Genomic DNA, 19,409 nt, shown 5'->3' on the forward strand with positions numbered 1-19,409 from the left:
TATCGACGCCACATTTGAAGACTAGGCGATTGCACCTCACCATTGCCCGGACAGCGGCAATCGCTTATCCATCTGGACGAATTGCAGTTTTTGTACCGATGATGCCCAGTTTGTTGCGCGTGCTTGCGTGTTCCTGCCTGATTGCCGCCACCACGACGGCGGCGCTTGCCGATCCGCCGCGCTCACGGTTACCGGCTGCGCCCAAGCAGGTCGTCATCATCTCCTTCGACAATGCGCGCGACATCGCGCAATGGAAACGCAGCCGCGCGCTGGCGCAGCGCACCGGCGCGCATTTCAGCTATTTCCTGTCCTGTGTCTTCCTGCTGTCGAAGGAGACCCGCAAGGACTACGCCACACCGCCGAAGGGAATCGGCAAATCGAATATCGGCTTTGCCGCTTCCAAAGAGGAAGTGGCGGAGCGGCTGGAGCAGATCAACCTGGCGGTCGCCGAGGGGCACGACCTTGGCAGCCATGCCTGCGGCCATTTCGACGGCAAGGACTGGAGCAAGAGCGACTGGCTGGCCGAACTCGGCGCCGCGCGGCGCATCCTGGAGAACGCCTACACGATCAACGGCATCGCTTCCGAACCTGCCGGCTGGCGCGACGTGGCCAGGTCGGTGACAGGTTTCCGGGCACCTTATCTTTCAACGGGCAAGGGCCTCTATCAGGCGCTGCCTGAAGCGGGTTTCAGTTATGACGCCAGCGGTGTCTCGCAGGGCCCTGCCTTGCCGACGAAATCCGGCGGCGTGACGCGTTTTTCGCTGCCATTGATCCCGGAAGGCCCGAAGCGTCGGCCGGTGATCGCGATGGACTACAATCTGTTCGTGCGCCATTCCGGCGGCTTCGAACGGCCAAGCCAGGCCAAGGAATTCGAGGAACGAACCTACGAAGCTTTCCGGACGGCCTTCGACAAGCAGTATGGCGGCCAGCGCATTCCGCTCGAACTCGGCTTCCATTTCACGCTGATGAACGACGGCACCTATTGGAACGCACTCGAGCGTTTCGCAGGAGAAGTCTGCGTGAAAGCCGATGTCGAATGCATCAGCTATCGCGACTACCTGGCCAGGGGCAAACCTATCAAGCCGGCGACCGTGGGCGGCTGATGCCGCCCACATCGATCGTTACGCAGCACCCTGGTCCTGCGCGTGTTTCTCCATGTAGCGACGGTCCAGTTCAGGCAGCGGTTCGCCATGAAGCGTGGCCTCGAACGCCTGAAGACGCTTATAGATCGAAATCAGTTCCACGATCGTCGGCCACGCGGTGACCAGATACTGGAACGAACTTGAGACCTGGCCAAACGCCGTGCTGATCTGCTGCCAGATGCCCATCGTAATGCGGCCGGCGGCTATGGTCGGGATAAGAATCACCGCCGAGAAGATCGCATCGGCCTGGCCAAAGCCTGCGCGGAAGATGTTGAAATAGGCGTAGTGGAAATAATAGCGGAAATAGGTCCGACGCACATTCTGGAACAGTTCACCCAAAGTGGGCGGCGTCGCCCGGTTGGGATCGTCTTCTCCATAGACGAGTTCCTTGCGGTAGGCTGCCTCGACCCTCTGGTTCCTGAACTCCATCCCAGGGAGTTTGATGCCAGCGACCGCAAGAAGCACGGTGCCAAAGATAGACCACGCCAAGGCGGCAACGACCAGCGAGTAGGGAATCGAGCCGATCAGCGGCAGGGCCGTTATGTGCTTTGAAAGCTCCGCAAGCACCGGCAAGAACGCGATGAGCGTGAGGATCGAGTCGGCAAAGGCCACGCCCAGCGCTTCCATGGTGGTCGAGAAACGCATCGTGTCTTCCTGAACACGCTGGGAGGCACCCTCGATGTGGCGGAGCTTCGGCCAGTTCGCAACATAGAATTCGTTCATCGCGGTGCGCCAGCGGAAGATGTAATGGCTGACGATGAAACGCATCACCACATAGACGGAAACGAACATCATTCCGATAAGGGCGTATATCCAGAAAAGGTTGTAGAGCTCGGCAGCAGTCACCGAATTGGGGGTGGTGATAGCCTTCTGGAAGAGATCGAAGAACGGCCCGCGCCAATTGTTGATGGCAACATAGATCTCAACATTGATGTATGTGAAAAACAATATGAGGGCGGATACCAGGATCGACCAGTTCTGCCATGGATGCGGCGCGTAAAACCGCCAGAAAAGATAGAATAAACCGAGCAGAACGGCGAAATAGACATAGAACCAGAGAAACGGGGCTGACCAGAAAACCGGAATACCGAGAATTGGCGGCGATCCGGCTGCCGCGGGGGGCAACCCGATGATTGCTCCGAAATCCCGTCCTCCTGCAAACCACAGCAAAACACCAAACAAGGTCCACGCCGCGGCCGAAAGGAAAAACAGCTTCGGCTTCGGAAAGAAAGAAACGAACACGTTGGCCTGCCCCAGATGACGCGCGAGCGCGATTGCGATTCGCAACCATCAAGTCACAGTTTTTGCGGCAAAGGAATGGTGGCCCGGCCTGCCGGCGAATTACTTTTTCGTCACGTTGGCGAGCGGGCTTCTTCTTGGACTTGTTGTTTGACGTCACGGCCCGCCGACCAGACGACCACGGCCGAAATGACCAGGACAATGGCCGCGGCGATCGACGGCACGAAGAAACTGCCGCCGGAACGCTCCGCCAGCACGCCCGCCACCAGCGGGCCGATCAGCTGGCCGATGCCGAAACTCGCCGTCATCAGCGCAAAGGCGCGGCGCGGCGCCAGTGGCGAGAGCACCCTGCCCGCCTGCAGGCCGAGTGCGGTGATGGCAATGAAAGTGCAGCCGAGAAAGAAACCGCCGAGCAGCGGACCGACCGGCAGGCTCATTGCCACGCTGGCCGTCACCCCCACAGCCTCGACCAGTGAGGCCAGGGCATAGGCGACATACAGCCCGGTCTTGCCGGCAATCTTCTGCCAGACCCAGATGGAAGGCATGCCGGCAAGACCGGTCACCATCCAGACCATTGCCTCGAAAGTGCGGCTGCCACCGCCCTGGCGCACGATGGCAACGAGGAAGGTGGCCGTGACGATGTAGCCGAAGCCGAACATGCCATAGGCGATGGTGACTTTCATCAGCGGTGCGCTCCAGTTCAAAGCCGGCTCCCGCCCCGAACCGGTGGTCAGCGCCGGACCGCGATCGATCATCAGAACCGTGATAACGAACCCCACAAGCGAGAGCGCGGCGGCGATCATCCAGCCTGCCACCCAGGTGGCGTGAGTGCTGACCAGCAAGGCCATCATCAAGGAAGAACCGGCAATGCCGAGGCCGACACCGCTGAAATGCAGCGCCTGCAGTCCATTGCGGCCGGCTACGGCGAGATGGCTGAAGACGATCGCGGCCAGGAAGACGATGACGAAGGCGCTGGCAACACCCGCCAGGAAACGGATGACGAGGAAAGCCAGGGTGGAGTCTGTCAATCCCATCGCCCCGGCCAGCACACCGCTGGCGGCCAGCGCGGCCAGCATGACGATCCGTTCGCGGCCATGTGCCCAGCCGCCTGCGGCAGCGAAGGCGCCAAGCAGATAACCGAGATAGTTGGAAGACGCGATCAGGCCGGCGTCGCCGGCGGACAAATGGAGTTCTTCCATCATGCCGGGCAGGATCGGCGTGTAGACAAAACGGCCAATGCCCATGGCGACCGCCATGGCAACCATGCCGGCAAGGGCGAAGCGCAGCGGAGAGGCCGGTGTCTCGTTCATTGCAGCGCACAATAAAACTGTGCGCCTGCGAGGCAATGCGTTTCGTTTGGGCCAGTTGCGTGGCTGGAGCGTGATCCCGAAAAAGTTGCAGGCCCTTCGGAGAAGACCATGCGCGAGATAACGATCAGGCGCCGCAGCAGCGTGGCGTCTCGAAGGCAGTCCGCCGCGCGGTGAGCCTGAACGGCATGTCGCCCAGCTCGCGCTCCGACATGGTGTCGAGGACCGGATGCGAAAGCGGATCACGCACCCAGCGGGCAATGTCTCCATCGGTCGAACGGGTCGGCAGCAGTTCCCGGAACGGGTTCAGCAAGGAGAAAAGCGTCATGGCGGCAACTCCTTTTTCTGAAACGATTTTGCCACCAAACCGCAGGGATTCAATTGAGATTTGCACGGCACGAGTTTAGAAAAACTTCATGGCTCCTTTGAACCGAATCCATCTCAACGGTCTTCGCGCGGTGGAGGCCGTTGCGCGGCTGGGCTCGCTTTCGTCGGCGGCTGGAGAACTCGGTGTTTCGTCGAGCGCAGTCAGCCAGCAGATCAACCGTACCGAGAGACAGCTTGGGCTCGCGCTTTTCGAGCGAACGCCATCCGGCCTCGTACTGACCGATTTCGGCAGCCAATTCGCGACAAGGCTTGGCAAGGGTTTTCGCGAACTGACACAGGCCGTGGCTCTCGCCGACGATGCCTCCCGCTGCACGCTGGTGGTGTCGGTGGCGCCGGCCTTCGCCTCGAAATGGCTGATGCCGAGGCTGTCGCGGCATTTCACGCGCTATCCGAATGTGCTGCTGCGTATCGACGCTTCGGTTCGGCTGGTCGATCCCGGCAATTCCGAGATCGATATCGGCATCCGGCTCGGCAACGGCAAATGGCCGGGCCTGCATGCGGAATTGCTGCTGGCGCAGGAGATCTTTCCGGTTTGCGCGCCTTCGATCGCGGCAAAGCTGAAGACACCCGCCGACCTGGCCAACGCCTATGCGATTACGGATGAGCGTACGATGATCGCCTGGGAAAACTGGTTCCGGGCAGCCGGCGCCGAACCGGTGACATTGCTCAAGGGCGCCTCCTTTACCGACCCGATGCTGTGCCTGGAATCGACCATTGCGGGCCATGGCGTCATGCTGGGCTGGCAGTTGCTGTGCGCCGACGCACTGGCCGACGGCCGTCTGGTTGCCCCTTTCGGCATACGCGCGCCGAGCGGGCTCGGCTATTGGATGGTGACCGCACCGGGGGAACCGGAGAGCCGCAAGGTGCGCGACTTCAAGGCATGGCTGCGGGAAGAGATAGAAGCGACCATGGCGACATTCACCACGCCAAGCGAGCGTGCCATCGCCTGAACCGAGGACCAATCGCTATTTGTGGAAAGCGACGCCCGGGCGGTCTATGTAGAATGACATCACCAACAGCCGAGGCCTGACCATGACATCCCACGCCCGCGATTTTTCCGCTGCCATCGATCCGGTGAAGCTCGAACGCCTGGCCGAAGTGGTGGTCAAGGTGGGTCTGCAGCTGCAGCCCGGCCAGGATCTCGTGCTGACCTCGTCGATCGCCGCACTGCCGCTGACCCGCAGAATCGTCGAGCATGCCTACAAGGCCGGCGCCGGATTGGTGACGCCGATCTTCAACGATGACGAGATCACGCTCTCCCGCTTCCGCTATGGCGCCGATGCCGGTTTCGACCGCGCCGCCGGCTGGCTCTACGAAGGCATGGCCAAGGCGTTCGCCAACAATGCCGCGCGGCTTGCCGTGCGCGGCGACGACCCATCGCTGCTGTCGGCCCAGGACCCGGCCAAGGTCTCGCGCGCCAACAAGGCGAACTCGATCGCCTACCAGCCGGCGCTGGAGAAGATCACCGGCTTCGACATCAACTGGAACATCGTTGCCTATCCGGAACTCGCCTGGGCAAAACAGGTGTTCCCGGGCGAAACCGACGACGTGGCGGTCGCCAAGCTGGCGGACGCGATCTTCGCGGCCAGCCGCGTCGACAATGACGATCCGATCGGTGCCTGGAAGGCACACAATGCAGCACTTGCCGAACGCACGAAATGGCTGAACGGGCACAATTTCCATGCCTTGCATTTCAGGGGTCCGGGTACCGACCTGACCGTCGGTCTCGCCGACGGGCATGAATGGATGGGCGGCGCCTCGACCGCCAAGAACGGCATCACCTGCAATCCGAACATCCCGACCGAGGAAGTGTTCACGACGCCGCATGCGCAGCGCGTGACCGGCCACGTCTCCTCGACCAAGCCGCTGTCCTATCAGGGCACGCTGATCGATGAGATCTCGGTGCGTTTCGAAGAAGGCCGCATCGTGGAAGCGAAGGCCGCGAAGGGCGAGGATGTGCTGCAGAAAGTGCTGGACACCGACGAAGGCGCGCGCCGGCTGGGCGAAGTGGCGCTGGTGCCGCATTCCTCGCCGATCTCGGCAAGTGGCATCCTGTTCTACAACACGCTGTTCGACGAAAACGCCTCCTGCCACATCGCGCTCGGCCAGTGCTATTCGAAGTGTTTCGTCGGCGGCGACAAGCTTTCGCAGGACGAGATCGCGGCACGCGGCGGCAACAAGAGCTTCATCCACATCGACTGGATGATCGGCTCCAACAAGGTCGATATCGATGGTGTCAACAAGGACGGCAGCACTGTGCCGGTGATGCGCCAGGGCGAGTGGGCCTGACGGAGACCAGTTACCGGCAGTCGGGCGGTGTCATACCGCCCGATCTTGGGAGGCAGCCGATGGCTTTCGACATCGTGGTCAAGCGGGTCTACGAGCCGGCTGCGGCTTCAGATGGTCAGCGCGTGTTGGTCGACCGCATCTGGCCACGCGGCCTGACCAAAGAAAAAGCGGCGCTGACCCTGTGGCTGAAGGACATCGCACCGAGCGATGGCTTGCGCAAATGGTTCGATCATCAGCCCGAGCGCTGGGAAGAATTTCAAAAGCGATACCGGAGCGAACTGGCCGACAGGCAGGAGCCGTTGCGCGAACTGGCCAGCCTGCTGGAGCACGGCCGCGTCACCCTGCTCTACGGCGCCCATGAGCAGCGTTACAACAATGCGGTGGCGCTGGCGGATTATCTGCAAGAAAAGGCATAGCGCTGACGTGGTTGTCCGGGGTGCGTCCTTCGAGGCTCGCCCGCATGGAGCCGCACCTTTTACTTCGGACACATTGCGGGCTCACACCTCAGGATGAGGACCATTGAGCGGGTGCCCGCAACTCGGGGCATCGCAGCAGTGCGCCAGCGCGACGGTCCTCATCCTGAGGTGTGAGCCCGCATAACCCTCGATAGATTGCGCAGTCCAAGGTGGGCGAACCTCGAAGGACGCACCTCGATCAGCCGAGCTCGCGCTCGTAGATATCGGGCTTGAAGCCGACCAGCAGATGGTCGCCCAGATCAAGCACCGGACGCTTGATCATCGTCGGGCTGGCCAACATCAGCACCTTGGCTTTCTCGGCATAGAGGCCCTGCTTCTTGTCGTCCGGCAATTCCCTGAACGTGGTGCTCGCCTTGTTGAGCAGCACTTCCCAGCCGAGCTTGTCGATCCAGCCCTGCAGGCGATCGGCTTCCAGGCCCGAGGCGCGATAATCATGAAAGACATATTCGACCTTGCGGCCTTCCAGCCAGACGCGCGCCTTCTTGATCGTGTCGCAGTTCGGGATGCCGTACATGGTGATGGTCAAGGCCGGGTTCCTCGGTTTGTCCGATACCGGGTAGCCGATTCGGAGCGATGACGCTCTCTTCCTTATTCGCCGTAGGGCACCCAGATGTTCTTCACCTGCACGGCGCGGGACAGGAACTCCCTGCCCTCGCCCTGGCGCGCGTCATACCAGTCACGCTGGACTGTTTCGGCCCAAACCTGCTTGAGGTTACCGGTCGAGGCCTTTTCGATCTTCGCTGCCGCATCGCGGCCACCGAAATACCAGATGCCGTCGACTTCCTCGTGTTTTGCCAGCTCGAGCGCGAGCGCATCACGGTCGCCGGTGACGATGTTGACGACGCCGTCCGGTACATCCGACGTCTCCAGCACCTGGTAGAAGTCGGTGGCGGCGAGCGCCTGGCGCGAGGATGGCAGCACGACAACCCGGTTGCCCATGGCGATCGCCGGGGCGAAGGTAGAGACAAAGCCGAGCAGACCATGGTCTTCCGGACAGGCGACACCCAAGACACCAAGCGGCTCGTTCATGGCGAGCGCCACGCCGCGCAGCGGCGGTTTGTGCACCGCGCCCTCGAACTTGTCGGCCCAGGCGCCGTATGAGAACAACCGCGACACCGAGGCTGCAACCTCTCTGGCCGCATCCTGCTTGCGCTTGCCGGTCATTGCGGCAAGACGGTCGGCGAACTCGCTCGAGCGCGCATCGAGGTTCTCGGCGATGTAGTACAGGATCTGTGCGCGGCTGTGTTCAGCGGTCGACGCCCAGCCGATCGCCTTGCGCGCGGCCTCCACGGCATTGCGGATATCCTTGCGGTTGCCGTCCCCAACCTCGCCGACCAGCGCACCCGACGGTGAAACGATCGGCCGGGAATAGCCGCCATCCGGTCTCGCCTGCTTGCCGCCGACATAAAGTTTCGCGGTTCGGTCGATGAAGCCGGTAGAGACGACATCGCCATTGGGCTCGACGGCAGGCGCGGCGGCAATCGGCTTGGCCCTGGACAGCCATTTCGGCTTGCAATAGGCGGCCAGACCTTCGCGGCCACCTTCGCGGCCATAACCGGATTCCTTGTAGCCGCCGAAGCCGACGCCGGCGTCGAACATGTTGGTGCCGTTGACCCAGACGACGCCGCATTTCAGCTTGGGCGCGATGTCCAGCGCCAGCGACAGCGTCTCCGACCAGATCGAGGCGGCAAGGCCGTATTCGGTGTTGTTGGCAAGCTCGACCGCTTCAGCCGGGGTGCGGAACGTGGTGGCGACAAGCACCGGCCCGAAGATCTCGACGCGCGAGACGGTGGCGGCCGGGTGCACGCCGGTCAGCAGCGTCGGCGGATAGAAACACCCTTTCGCCGGCACGCCTGATTTGGGCTGGTGAAGAACCGCTCCTTCCTTGACTCCGACATCGACCAGTTCGCGGATGCGCGCCAGCTGCACCGGATGCACGATGGCGCCGATGTCGATCGCCTTGTCGAGCGGATCGCCGACACGCAACGTCTCCATGCGGGCTACCAGCTTGGCGATGAAACGCTCCTGCACGCTTTCCTGCACCAGCAGGCGCGAGCCGGCACAGCAGACCTGGCCCTGGTTGAACCAGATGGCGTCGACGACGCCTTCGACCGCGGCATCGAGGTCCGCGTCATCGAAAACGATGAAGGGCGACTTGCCGCCGAGTTCGAGGGTCAGGCTCTTTCCCGAGCCGGCGGTCGCCTCGCGGATGCGGCGGCCGACCTCGGTCGAACCGGTGAAAGCGATCTTGGCCACGCCCGGATGATTGACGATGGCTTCGCCGGTCGCGCCGTCGCCGGTGACGATGTTGACCACACCTTCCGGCAGGCCTGCTTTCTGGCAGATCTCGGCGAACAGCAGCGCGGTGAGCGAGGTGTATTCGGCCGGTTTCAGCACCACCGTGTTGCCGAGCGCGATCGCCGGCGCGATCTTCCAGGCCAGCATCAACAGCGGAAAATTCCAGGGGATGATCTGGCCGCAGACTCCAAGCGGTTCCCTGTCGGCCAGTTCACCGTCCATCAGCTGCGCCCAGCCGGCATGGTGATAGAAATGACGGGCGACCAGCGGGATATCGATGTCGCGGGTCTCGCGGATCGGCTTGCCATTGTCGAGCGTCTCCACCACCGCGAACAGGCGGCTGTGGCGTTGGACCAGCCGGGCGATCGCGTAGAGGTAGCGGGCGCGGACATGGCCGGGAAGTGCGGCCCAGCCGGGCTGTGCCTTGGCGGCGGCCTTGACCGCCGCGTCGACATCGGCGGCATTTGCCTGCGCCAGCCGGGTCAGGATCTCACCGCTTGACGGCGATGTGGTTTCGAAGCTTTCGCCCGACTTGGCCTTCTTCCAGGCACCGCCGATGAACAGCCTGGTTTCAGCGCCCAGCCCCTTGATCCAAGCGCGGGCTTCCTTGTCGCTCTCCGGCGCCGGGCCGTATTCCATCGTGTCCAGGATTTCTGCGATCGACATGGAGACCCCCGTTACGCCATAGCGTGGTGGCTGAAGGCCGCGTAACGACCGGTGACGTAATGCTCGAGCTGGCGCTCGATGTCGGCAAGCAGCGACGAAGCCCCGAAGCGGAACAAATTGGGCTGCAGCCAGTCGTTGCCGAGCTCTTCCTTCATCAATGCGAGATAGGCCATCGCATCCTTGGCGGTGGAAATGCCGCCGGCCGGCTTGTAGCCGACGACATGGCCGGTCATCTCGCGATATTCGCGGATGGCACGGATCATCACCAGCGTGACCGGCAGCGTCGCATTGATCGCCTCCTTGCCGGTCGAGGTCTTGATGAAATCGGAGCCTGCCATCATCGACACCCAGGACGCGCGGGCGACATTGCGCAAGGTCTGCAGGTCGCCCGTGGCGAGGATGGTCTTCATGTGCGCCGGCCCGCAGGCTTCCTTGCAGGCCTTCACCTCCTCGTAGAGCGCCTGCCAGTTGCCGGTCAGCACATGTTCGCGGGTGATGACGATGTCGATCTCCTCGGCACCATCGGCAACCGACGCCTCGATCTCCCTAAGCCGCGTGTCCAGTGGCGAAAGGCCAGCCGGAAAGCCGGTGGAGACGGCGGCGACCGGAATGCCCGAGCCCTGCAGCGCATCGACCGCGGTGGCGACGAAACGATGATAGACGCAGACCGCACCGGTGGTGATGATGCGATCGCCAAGCCCAAGCGCGTCCTGCAGATCGGCGCGCAGCGGCTGGCGCGCCTTGGCGCAGAGGCGGCGCACGCGGCCGGCGGTGTCGTCGCCGTTCAGCGTGGTGAGATCGATGCATTGCAGCGCACGCACCAGCCAGGCTGCCTGCCATTCCTTCTTCACCGTGCGGCGGCCACCGAGCGACGACGTGCGCCGTTCGGCGGCGCTCAGATTGACGCGGACAGCTTCGATCGGGTCGAGCGAAAACGGTATCGGCGGGTTGTAGGGGTGCGGCTGGTTGGCGAAGGCGGCAGCGCCGGCGGCTTGGCCACTCCTGTGCTTGTCGACGACATTCATCTCACACCTCCCATACGCCCGGACGGTGACAGCAAAAGGACGACCGCGCCGAAACGTCCATATTGCGCGAATCGCGAAGCCCGCCAAGGCTCAATCGGCCTCGGCGGGCTCTCGCAGCTCGGAGTTGAATGGAAGTCCGACCGCTTCGGGTCTATTTCCGCTCAGGAAACAATGCCGTCAGTCCGTCGCGGGAAGCCTCGGCGACCCCGCGTTCGGTAATCAGGCCGGTGACGAGACGCGCCGGCGTCACATCGAAGGCAGGATTGCCGGCGGGCGACGCTTCCGGCGACACGCGCACGCGGGCGATCTCACCGGTTTCGGTCTTGCCCTGCACGAAGGAAACCTCATCACCGGAACGTTCCTCGATCGGGATTTCCTTCAGTCCGTCCGACACGGTCCAGTCGATGGTCGGCGACGGCAGCGCGACATAGAAGGGAATGTCGTTGTCCCTGGCTGCGAGCGCCTTCAGATAGGTGCCGATCTTGTTGCAGACATCGCCATTGGCGGTGGTGCGATCCGTGCCGACGATGACCATGTCGACCTCGCCATGCTGCATCAGATGACCGCCGGCATTGTCGACGATCAGCGTGTGCGGCACGCCGTGCCCGGCCATTTCCCAGGCGGTGAGCTGCGCGCCCTGGTTGCGCGGGCGCGTCTCGTCGACATAGACGTGGACCGGGATGCCGGCCTCGACCGCCAGATAGATTGGTGCGGTGGCGGTGCCATAGTCGACCGTGGCCAGCCAGCCGGCGTTGCAATGGGTGAGGATGTTGACGCGCTCGCCCGGTTTCTTCCTGGCGGCGATCTGCTTGATGATGGCAAGGCCGTTGCCGCCGATCGAACGGTTGAGCTCGACATCCTCGTCGGCGATCTCGGCGGCGCGCTTGTATGCGGCGGCAACACGCTCGGAAACCGGCAACGGCTTCAGAAGCTTGCGCATCTCGTCAAGCGCCCAGCGCAGGTTGATCGCCGTCGGACGCGTCTCATGGAGCCGGTCCCAGGCGGCATCGAGGGCAGCGTCGGATGCATCAGCCAGCATCTGAATCGCCATGCCGTAGGCAGCGGTAACGCCGATCAGCGGCGCGCCGCGCACCCACATGTCGCGGATCGCGACGGCGACATCTTCCACCGTCGACAGTGTGACGACGCGGAACTCGTGCGGCAGCCAGCGCTGGTCGATGATATCGACGGAACGGCCGTCTTCGTTCAGCCAGATGGTGCGAAAATGCTTGCCGCCGACGTTCACGCGTATGCTCCTTTTTCGATCAGCGCGGCGAACGCGTTGACCTCTTCAATGCTGTGGATGACGCGGCGGTTTACCGCGATGTGGCGACCGAAACGCAGCGCCCTCGCCTCGCAGACGGCGCGCCTGGCTTCGTCCTCGATGGTCTCGAAATCCGCATTGTGGGCAAGACCGAGTATGCGACGGTGGCATTCGACGCCGGCGAAACCCAGAAGATCCTGCCAGATGTCATGCAGCATGCGATCGAGCGCCTGCTCGGCGCCGAGCGCATCGCCGCGATCCTCGAACACGCTGCGGGCATAAAGCATGCCGGTGCGTTCACTACGCCAGAGGCGCGAGAACTCGGAGCGGAACACGGCCCAGATCGAGGTGACCGTCTCGAGCAGATAGGAGCGCATGGTTTCGCGCGAGCCGTCCTGTTCGTGCCCGCTCTGCGAGAAGTAGGACATCCAGAAATTGGCCAGCAGCATGCCGACGTCGAACGCCATCGGCCCGTAGAAGGCGAATTCGGGATCGATAACGCGGGTGTCCGTATCCGTCACCATGACGGAGCCGGTGTGCAGGTCGCCATGCAGCAACGTTTCGGCATTTGCCGCGAACAGATGCTTGAGGCGCTGCGCTTCGACCTTGAGATCGCGATCGGCACGCAGTTCGGCAACGAGCGGCTCGAGCGCCGGTGTGTAGTGGTTCAGCTTCGCTTCGAAATAGGGATCGGTGAAAACCAGGTTTTCGGTGATGTCGCAGAGTTCGACATTGTCGGCGAACAGCGCAAGGTCGGCCTTGCGATCGCGCGCCGCCATGTGCAGGTCCGAGCCACGGAACAGCGTACGCGCCACGAACAGGCCGAGGTCGACGCCGATGCGCGGCAATTCGCGGCCGGCGATCAGTTCCTTGCGCAGGATGATGTGCGGCGTCAGATATTCCATGACGATCAGCGCCTGCGCTTCGTCGAAATGCAGCACCGCCGGCACCGTGCCTTGACCAGCGCGGGCTTCCTGCCTGACCAGCGCGTGGTATTCGAAGTAGGAGCGCTTCAGCGGCAGCGGCCAGCTTTCGCCGACCAGCCGGACATAGGGCAGTGCCTGTTTGACGACGGCCGAACCGGCCGGCCCTTCGACAATGAAGACGAGGTTCAAATTACCGTCGCCAACCTCGCGTACACGCCAGGCGGAAACATCGTCGCCGAGCTGATCGGTCAGCGCCGGCAGAGCGCCGAGCCTCGTGGGCAAAGTTTCAACCGTCAGAGCCTCGAACGAAGCATTTTTTGCCATGTCGGCCTCCCGATCCGCGTCCCCGTTTCTGTTAGCGAACGGTCATGACAGGTAAAAGGCTAGGAACCATTCTGTCATTTGTCAATCGTGTTGACAAATGACGAGATTGTTCCTAGCGTCGGGGTCAAGGAGGAGAATATGGCCGCAGAAGCCGTGTTCCGCATCGCGGATCTGAAGAAATCCTTCGGCCCGATCCAAGTTCTTGGCGGCGTCAGCCTCGACCTGCATCCAGGCGAGGTGACGGTGCTGATGGGCGCCAATGGAGCGGGCAAGTCGACGCTGGTGAAAGTCATCAGCGGCGTCTATTCGCGTGATGGCGGCGCCATGACATTGGGCGCCGCCGACTTCGCGCCGAAAACTCCGGCAGAAGCCATCCGCGCCGGCGTCGTCACCGTGCACCAGAATATCAACGATGGCGTCGTCGCAGCGCTCGACGTCGGCACCAACCTGACGCTGGATCGTCTCAGCGGCAAAGGCCAGCCCCTCGTTTTCAACCCGCGCCGCGTGCAGCGCGAAGCCCGCGCCGTCGCCGAGCGCATGGGGTTGGACATCGACCTTGGCGCCGCGATCGGGGATCTCACGCTGGCGGACCGCCAGATGGTGGCGATCGCACGCGCCATGGCGCACGAACCGAAGGTGCTGATCCTCGACGAGCCGACATCCTCGCTGTCCAGTGCCGAGGCCAACCGACTGTTTTCGCTTGTCGACCGGCTGAAATCGCACGGCGTCGCCATTCTCTATATCTCGCACCGCATGTCGGACATCCGCCGGCTGGCCGATCGCATCGTCTCGCTGCGCGACGGCCAGATCGTCGGCACGTTCGACAGCAAGCCGCTCGACTATGAAGGCGCGGTCAATGCCATGCTTGGGCGCAGGATTCACCAAAGCGCTTTCGCCCCCAATGCGGGCGGCAAGACGATCTTCGCCGCCGACAATCTGGTGATCGCCGACGGTGCCCGGCCGATTTCGCTTTCGCTGGGCGACGGCGAGATCGTCGCGATCACCGGCCTGGTCGGCGTCGGCAAGACGGCGCTGGCCGAAACGCTCTTCGGGCTGCGCCAGCCGCTTGCCGGGTCGATGACCTTGAACGGCAGCAGCTACGCCCCCCGCACACCGGCCGAAGCGATCAGCGCCGGCGCCTTCCTGGTGGCCAAGGATCGCAGCGAAAGCGGCATCGTCGGCGCTTTCAACATCTACGAGAACATGACCCTGCCGTTCCTGAAACGGATTTCGGCTTTCGGCGTGCTGCGCCGCCGCGCCGAGCGTGCCATCGCCCGCCGTCAGATCAGCGAGCTGGGCATTGTCTGTCGGACCGAGAAGGACGAGATGTCGACGCTTTCGGGCGGCAACCAGCAAAAGGTGATGGTGGCGCGCTGGATGACGCACCCCTCCTCACTGTTCATGCTGGATGAGCCATTCCAGGGCGTGGATATCGCCGCGCGGCGCGATATCGCCGCAAAACTCAGGGCAAATGCCGCCGGGCGCGCGACACTGGTCTTCGTCACCGAACTCGATGAGGCGCTGGAGACTGCCGACCGCATCCTGGTCATGTCCGAGCACACGATCGTCGGCGAGCACAGAAACGAGCGCATCGACATGGACCGCCTGCTGGCGGAGGTCGCCGGCCAGACAGCGCGGGGCGCTGCCTGAAAATGATAACGATAAAGGGGGCGCGAATGGCACAGCTATCCGGCGATTTCATGAGCAGCGAGGTTTGCGCCTAAATGCGTGACATCGCCGTGCGTTACGGCTTTCTGGTGCTGTTCGCGGCACTGGTCGCCTATTTTGCCTCCACCGCCGATGGCTTCGTGTCGCCGCAAAGCGCGGTGTTCATCTTCCAGTCGGTGGCGATCACCGGCATCCTGGCTCTCGGCGTGACAGCGACCCTGGTGGTCGGCGGTTTCGACCTTTCCATCGGTTCCGTGGCGACCAGCGCCATGATGGCGGCCGCCTATGTCATGGTTGTGCTGGACCAGAACGCGCTGGTTGCGGTTCTCGCCTGCCTGGCCATCGGCGTGCTGATCGGCCTGATCAACGGCTTCCTCATCGTCTATATGCGCGTGCCGGATCTCTTGGCGACGCTCGGCATGATGTTCCTGCTGCTCGGCCTGCAGCGCATCCCGACCGAAGGCCGCTCGATCGCTACCGGCATGACCATGCCCGACGGGTCGGTCGCGCCCGGCAAGTTCAGCGACGCTTTCCTGGCGCTCGGCCGCTACCGTTTCGATTTCTTCGCGCCGAACCTGGTTCCGGTGTCCGTCGTGGTGCTGGTGGTGCTGGCGGTGGCGATCTGGTTCTTCCTTGAATACACGCGTTTTGGCCGCATGATGTACGCGGTCGGCTCCAACGAACGTGCAGCCGAACTCGCCGGCGCGCCTGTCAAGGCATACAAGATCTGGGCCTATGTCATTTCCGGTATATTCGCCTCAATCGGCGGGATTTTGCTCGCCGCCCGACTTGGACGCGGCGACATCGCCTCGGGTAACAATCTGCTGCTCGACGCGGTGGCGGCGGCGTTGATCGGTTTTGCCGTGCTGGGTGCGTCAAAGCCCAACGCCTTCGGCACTGCTGTCGGTGCGCTGTTCGTCGGCGTGCTCCTGCAGGGACTGACCATGATGAACGCGCCTGACTACACCCAGGATTTCGTGAAGGGCGCAGTGCTCGTGATCGCGCTCGTCTTCACATTTGCCCTGTCGACCAGGGCCAAAAGGTAATTGCGGCAATCAACGACTAAAAAACCAAGCGGAGGACTTAGATGAAATTCGATCGCAGAACATTCGCCAAGCTGGCCGTCGGCCTGCTCGGCGCGACGGCGCTGGGCTTTTCGCCAGCGCTGGCGCAAGACAAGCCGGCGCCGTTCGACAAGCCGGGCCAGGTCAAGATCGCGCTGGTGCGCTATCTCTCCACCGGTGACTTCTTCCAGGCCTATCTGGCCGGCGTGGAATCGCAGGCCAAGGCGCTCGGCGTTGACCTTCGCGTGCTGGATTCCAAGCAGGACGCGGCACTCCAGGCCGACATGGTCGACCAGGCGATCGCACTTGGCGTCAACGGCATCATCATCCAGCACGGCCTGACCGAATCGATGAAGGAAGCCGCCCAGCGCGCGGTCGACGCCGGCATCAAGGTGGTGGCCTTCGACGTCAACGTCGAGAACCCGAAGATCCCGCAGATCGAGCAGTCGGATCGCGACCTTGCCCGACTGGCTCTGGAACAGGCGATCAAGGACAATGGCGAAAGCTGGAAGTCCGGCTACGTCTATGTCGCAGGCATCGCGCCGCTCGACCGCCGCAACGAGACCTGGGTGGAATTCAAGAAGAAGTATTCAGGCATCAAGGAAGCCGCGCAGTTCGGCACCCTCGACAACCCGATCGCCAACTCGGTCGCCAACCAGGCCCGTTCGGTGCTGTCGGCGAACCCCGACATCAAGGTGATGTTCGCGCCCTACGACGAATTCGCCAAGGGCGTGAAGATCGCGGTGGACGAAGCCGGCCTGTCGAAGGACGTCAAGATCTATTCGGCGGACATTTCGACCTCCGACATCGCGGCGATGCGCGAGCCTGACAGCGCCTGGGCAGCAACCGCCGCCACCAACCCGGCCGTCGTCGGCCAGGTCTCGGTGCGCGCGCTGGCCCAGCTGCTGGCCGGTGAAGATCCCGGCAAGAGCGTGATCGTGCCGCCGACGCTGATCACCCAGAAGGAACTGGTCGAAAAGGACATCAAGAACATGGAAGAACTGTCAGCCAAGCTGCCGCAATTCGCCCATGCTGATGTCGCCATGCCGAAGTGGATGCCGAACCCGAACGCGAAGTAAGCATCGACGACAGAGACAGCATGAGAGCAGCCCGCTTCGGCGGGCTGCTCTTTTTTGTTGCGCGCAATCTTCTGGTACGCAGCCTGTTCGGGAACCCCCAGCTTATGTCCAAAGCAAAAATGGGCGCCCTGGTGGACGCCCATTGTTGTTTCAGAACGATCGAATTTCTCTGCGCAGGCAGAGGGACCCGATTATCGCAGCGCCGCCGCGATGTTGCCGCCGTCGACGGTCGTCACATCCGCGGTGGTTCGCTCGGCCAATGCCTGATGCAGGAAAGCCTGGGCAACGTCGTCGGCCGTGACTTCCTGCCCGAGCAGGTTGCCGGACATGTAGTCCTTTTCCGACAAGCCACGCGCTGTGGAACGGCTGGCGATCATCGCATCGGTCAACAGGCCGGAGCGGATACGGTCGGCGTTGACGGCATTCGAACGGATGCCGATCGGACCATACTCCAGCGCGTACTGGCGCGACAGGAACAGCGTCGCCGCCTTGGGCAGGCCATAGGCGCCAAACTTGGCGCCCGGGTTCACCGCCTGCTTGGAAGCGTTGAACAGAAGCACGCCGCCTGTGCCCTGCTCACGCATGATGCGCACCGCGTTCTGCGCCACGCTCTGGTGCGAGAAGAAGTTGAGCTCGAAGCTCTTGCGCAGCAGCGCGTCATCGATGTCGGCGATCATGCCCTCCCAGGCAGCGCCAGCGTTGGAAACGACGATGTCGATGCCACCAAACACCTTCACGGCCTGATCGAAGGCAGCGCGCACTTCGGCCGGATTGGTGATGTCCGCGCCGACACCGATCGAATTGTTGCCGGCAGCCTTGGCGGCTTCCGCGGCCTTGGCGGCATCGAGGTCGACCACCACGACATGCGCGCCTTCACGGGCGAAAGCCCTGGCGGTGGCAGCACCTATGGCACCGGCGCCACCGGTGACCAGCACGATCTGGCCGGTCAGGGGCTTTGGCTTGTTGGAAGCAAGCTTGGCCTGCTCGAGCGACCAGTATTCGAGCGGGAACAGATCGGACTTGGCGAGCGGACGGAAGGCGCCGACGCTGGCCGCGCCCTTGACCGCCTCGATCCACATCTCGCCGACATCCGAAGCGATCCTGGCGTCCTTCAGCGTGCGGCCGTGACCGAACATGCCCAAGCCCGGCACCAGCGACAGGCGCGGCATCGGGTCGAGCATGGTGCGCTTGACGTCGTCCAGCGCATCGTTCTCTTCGAAATAGCGGGTGTATTCAGCCATGTAGGCGGCGACCCGCCTGCCGATCTCGGCCTTGTAGCCGGCGAGATCAGAGGCATCAGGCGCCGGCAACACCATTGGCCCGGTCTTGATGCGGATCGACAGGTCCGGCGTCGAGACACCGGCGGCGGCGTAGTCGGCAATCGCCGCCGAATTGACGAATTCCAGGATGGCATCGGAAGTGCGGAAATCGCTGACCATGCGATCGAAGCGGCCCTCGCCCCTGGCGACCGCGACGGCGCCGCGCAGCATCGAAGCGACCTCCTCCGGCTTCGCCAGGCTGGCCGGCAAGGATGCCGGCTTCAGCGGATTGCTGCCATTCCTGGCGACATAGTCCTCGGCCACCGTCACATAGTGGATCATGCGATCATAGGCCTGCCTGGCATCGTCGCCGAAGGTGAAGATGCCATGCTTGTCGAGGATCAGGCCTTCGACACTCGGGTCGGCGTCATAGACATCGGCAGCGACCTTGGCGAGATCGAAACCCGGCTTGATGTAGGGCACGAAACCCATCTTGTCGCCGAACACCTTCTTCGACAGCGCTTCGCTGTTGCCACCCTGGTCGACGATGGCGAGGATCGCGGTGGAATGGGTGTGGTCGACGAATTTGTGCGGCAGGAAGGCATGCAGCAATGTCTCCACCGACGGGTTCGGCGAGGACGGATCGATCAGGTTGGCGCGTTGCAGCGCGACCATGTCTTCATCCGACAGGCTATCCAGCTTGCGCGCCTTGAGCAGCGCTCCGAGTTTCACCGCCGGAAGGCCCTGCGGTTCGATGACGGCCATGTCCCAGCCACTGCCCTTGACGCAGAGCACGTCCCATTCGTCGCCGACGAAATCGGTGACCTTGGTCTTGACCGACGTGTTGCCACCGCCGTGCAGGACAAGCCTCGGCTCGCCGCCGAGCAGCCGCGTGGTGTAGACCCGCAGCGCCAGATCGCGGCCCACGCCCTTTGCCGCATAGGCCTTGACCACGTTTTCGGCTTCGGCGTCGTTCCAGAGATTTTTCATCGGGTC

Annotated in this window: 16 protein-coding genes; 7 read left to right on the forward strand and 9 right to left on the reverse strand. The window is 63.0% G+C overall.

Annotated elements, in window-relative coordinates:
- Positions 1-101: 101 nt before the first annotated feature.
- Positions 102-1,103, forward strand: a complete 1,002-nt coding sequence (locus ACFJIU_RS18145; RefSeq protein ID WP_379073149.1) for a polysaccharide deacetylase — start codon at positions 102-104, stop codon at positions 1,101-1,103.
- A gap of 18 nt (positions 1,104-1,121) precedes the next feature.
- Here the strand turns inward: ACFJIU_RS18145 and sbmA are convergent, their stop codons facing one another.
- The 3 genes from sbmA to ACFJIU_RS18160 all read right to left on the reverse strand — a co-directional run bounded on the left by sbmA (position 1,122) and on the right by ACFJIU_RS18160 (position 4,016).
- A complete protein-coding gene (gene sbmA, locus ACFJIU_RS18150; RefSeq protein ID WP_379062171.1) occupies positions 1,122-2,384 on the reverse strand; it encodes a peptide antibiotic transporter SbmA in 1,263 nt (420 codons plus the stop codon).
- A gap of 110 nt (positions 2,385-2,494) precedes the next feature.
- Positions 2,495-3,691: a YbfB/YjiJ family MFS transporter gene (locus tag ACFJIU_RS18155; protein ID WP_379062173.1), complete on the reverse strand. Its 1,197-nt coding sequence runs from the start codon at positions 3,689-3,691 to the stop codon at positions 2,495-2,497.
- Positions 3,692-3,815: 124 nt separating this feature from the next.
- A complete protein-coding gene (locus ACFJIU_RS18160; protein ID WP_379062175.1) occupies positions 3,816-4,016 on the reverse strand; it encodes a hypothetical protein in 201 nt (66 codons plus the stop codon).
- Positions 4,017-4,104: 88 nt separating this feature from the next.
- Between ACFJIU_RS18160 and ACFJIU_RS18165 the strand changes: the two genes are divergently transcribed.
- The 3 genes from ACFJIU_RS18165 to ACFJIU_RS18175 all read left to right on the forward strand — a co-directional run bounded on the left by ACFJIU_RS18165 (position 4,105) and on the right by ACFJIU_RS18175 (position 6,780).
- Positions 4,105-5,025, forward strand: coding sequence for a LysR substrate-binding domain-containing protein (locus ACFJIU_RS18165; RefSeq protein ID WP_379062178.1), 921 nt, complete (start codon positions 4,105-4,107; stop codon positions 5,023-5,025).
- An 82-nt stretch (positions 5,026-5,107) separates the two neighbouring features.
- Positions 5,108-6,364 (forward strand): aminopeptidase, encoded by a 1,257-nt coding sequence (locus ACFJIU_RS18170; protein WP_379062181.1) that lies wholly within the window; start codon positions 5,108-5,110, stop codon positions 6,362-6,364.
- A gap of 59 nt (positions 6,365-6,423) precedes the next feature.
- On the forward strand, positions 6,424-6,780 hold the full coding sequence (locus ACFJIU_RS18175; protein WP_379062184.1) for a DUF488 domain-containing protein: 357 nt from the start codon (positions 6,424-6,426) through the stop codon (positions 6,778-6,780).
- Between the two features lie 238 nt (positions 6,781-7,018).
- On the opposite strand, the gene ACFJIU_RS18180 is transcribed toward ACFJIU_RS18175, so the two are convergent.
- From ACFJIU_RS18180 to mtnK, 5 genes are all read right to left on the reverse strand, one after another.
- A complete protein-coding gene (locus ACFJIU_RS18180) occupies positions 7,019-7,366 on the reverse strand; it encodes an ArsC family reductase (protein WP_379062187.1) in 348 nt (115 codons plus the stop codon).
- A 62-nt stretch (positions 7,367-7,428) separates the two neighbouring features.
- Positions 7,429-9,804 carry an aldehyde dehydrogenase family protein gene (locus ACFJIU_RS18185; protein WP_379062190.1) on the reverse strand — a complete coding sequence of 792 codons (2,376 nt, stop codon included), beginning with the start codon at positions 9,802-9,804 and terminating at the stop codon, positions 7,429-7,431.
- Between the two features lie 11 nt (positions 9,805-9,815).
- A complete protein-coding gene (gene deoC, locus ACFJIU_RS18190) occupies positions 9,816-10,829 on the reverse strand; it encodes a deoxyribose-phosphate aldolase (protein ID WP_379062192.1) in 1,014 nt (337 codons plus the stop codon).
- A gap of 151 nt (positions 10,830-10,980) precedes the next feature.
- Positions 10,981-12,075, reverse strand: coding sequence for an S-methyl-5-thioribose-1-phosphate isomerase (gene mtnA / locus ACFJIU_RS18195; protein ID WP_379062195.1), 1,095 nt, complete (start codon positions 12,073-12,075; stop codon positions 10,981-10,983).
- Positions 12,072-13,343, reverse strand: a complete 1,272-nt coding sequence (gene mtnK / locus ACFJIU_RS18200) for an S-methyl-5-thioribose kinase (protein WP_379062197.1) — start codon at positions 13,341-13,343, stop codon at positions 12,072-12,074. The genes mtnA and mtnK overlap by 4 nt, the downstream gene beginning before the upstream one ends.
- Before the next feature lie 138 nt (positions 13,344-13,481).
- Between mtnK and ACFJIU_RS18205 the strand changes: the two genes are divergently transcribed.
- The 3 genes from ACFJIU_RS18205 to ACFJIU_RS18215 all read left to right on the forward strand — a co-directional run bounded on the left by ACFJIU_RS18205 (position 13,482) and on the right by ACFJIU_RS18215 (position 17,154).
- Positions 13,482-14,993, forward strand: coding sequence for a sugar ABC transporter ATP-binding protein (locus ACFJIU_RS18205; protein ID WP_379062200.1), 1,512 nt, complete (start codon positions 13,482-13,484; stop codon positions 14,991-14,993).
- Between the two features lie 74 nt (positions 14,994-15,067).
- A complete protein-coding gene (locus tag ACFJIU_RS18210) occupies positions 15,068-16,057 on the forward strand; it encodes an ABC transporter permease (protein ID WP_379062203.1) in 990 nt (329 codons plus the stop codon).
- Between the two features lie 41 nt (positions 16,058-16,098).
- The gene (locus ACFJIU_RS18215; RefSeq protein WP_101937991.1) at positions 16,099-17,154 is read left to right on the forward strand and encodes a substrate-binding domain-containing protein; all 1,056 of its coding nucleotides are present in this window, start codon (positions 16,099-16,101) and stop codon (positions 17,152-17,154) included.
- Between the two features lie 191 nt (positions 17,155-17,345).
- On the opposite strand, the gene ACFJIU_RS18220 is transcribed toward ACFJIU_RS18215, so the two are convergent.
- Positions 17,346-19,403, reverse strand: coding sequence for a bifunctional aldolase/short-chain dehydrogenase (locus ACFJIU_RS18220; protein WP_379062206.1), 2,058 nt, complete (start codon positions 19,401-19,403; stop codon positions 17,346-17,348).
- Positions 19,404-19,409 lie beyond the last annotated feature (6 nt).

This window comes from Mesorhizobium sp. UC74_2, from assembly GCF_042701485.1.
In the GTDB taxonomy this organism is placed as follows: domain Bacteria; phylum Pseudomonadota; class Alphaproteobacteria; order Rhizobiales; family Rhizobiaceae; genus Mesorhizobium.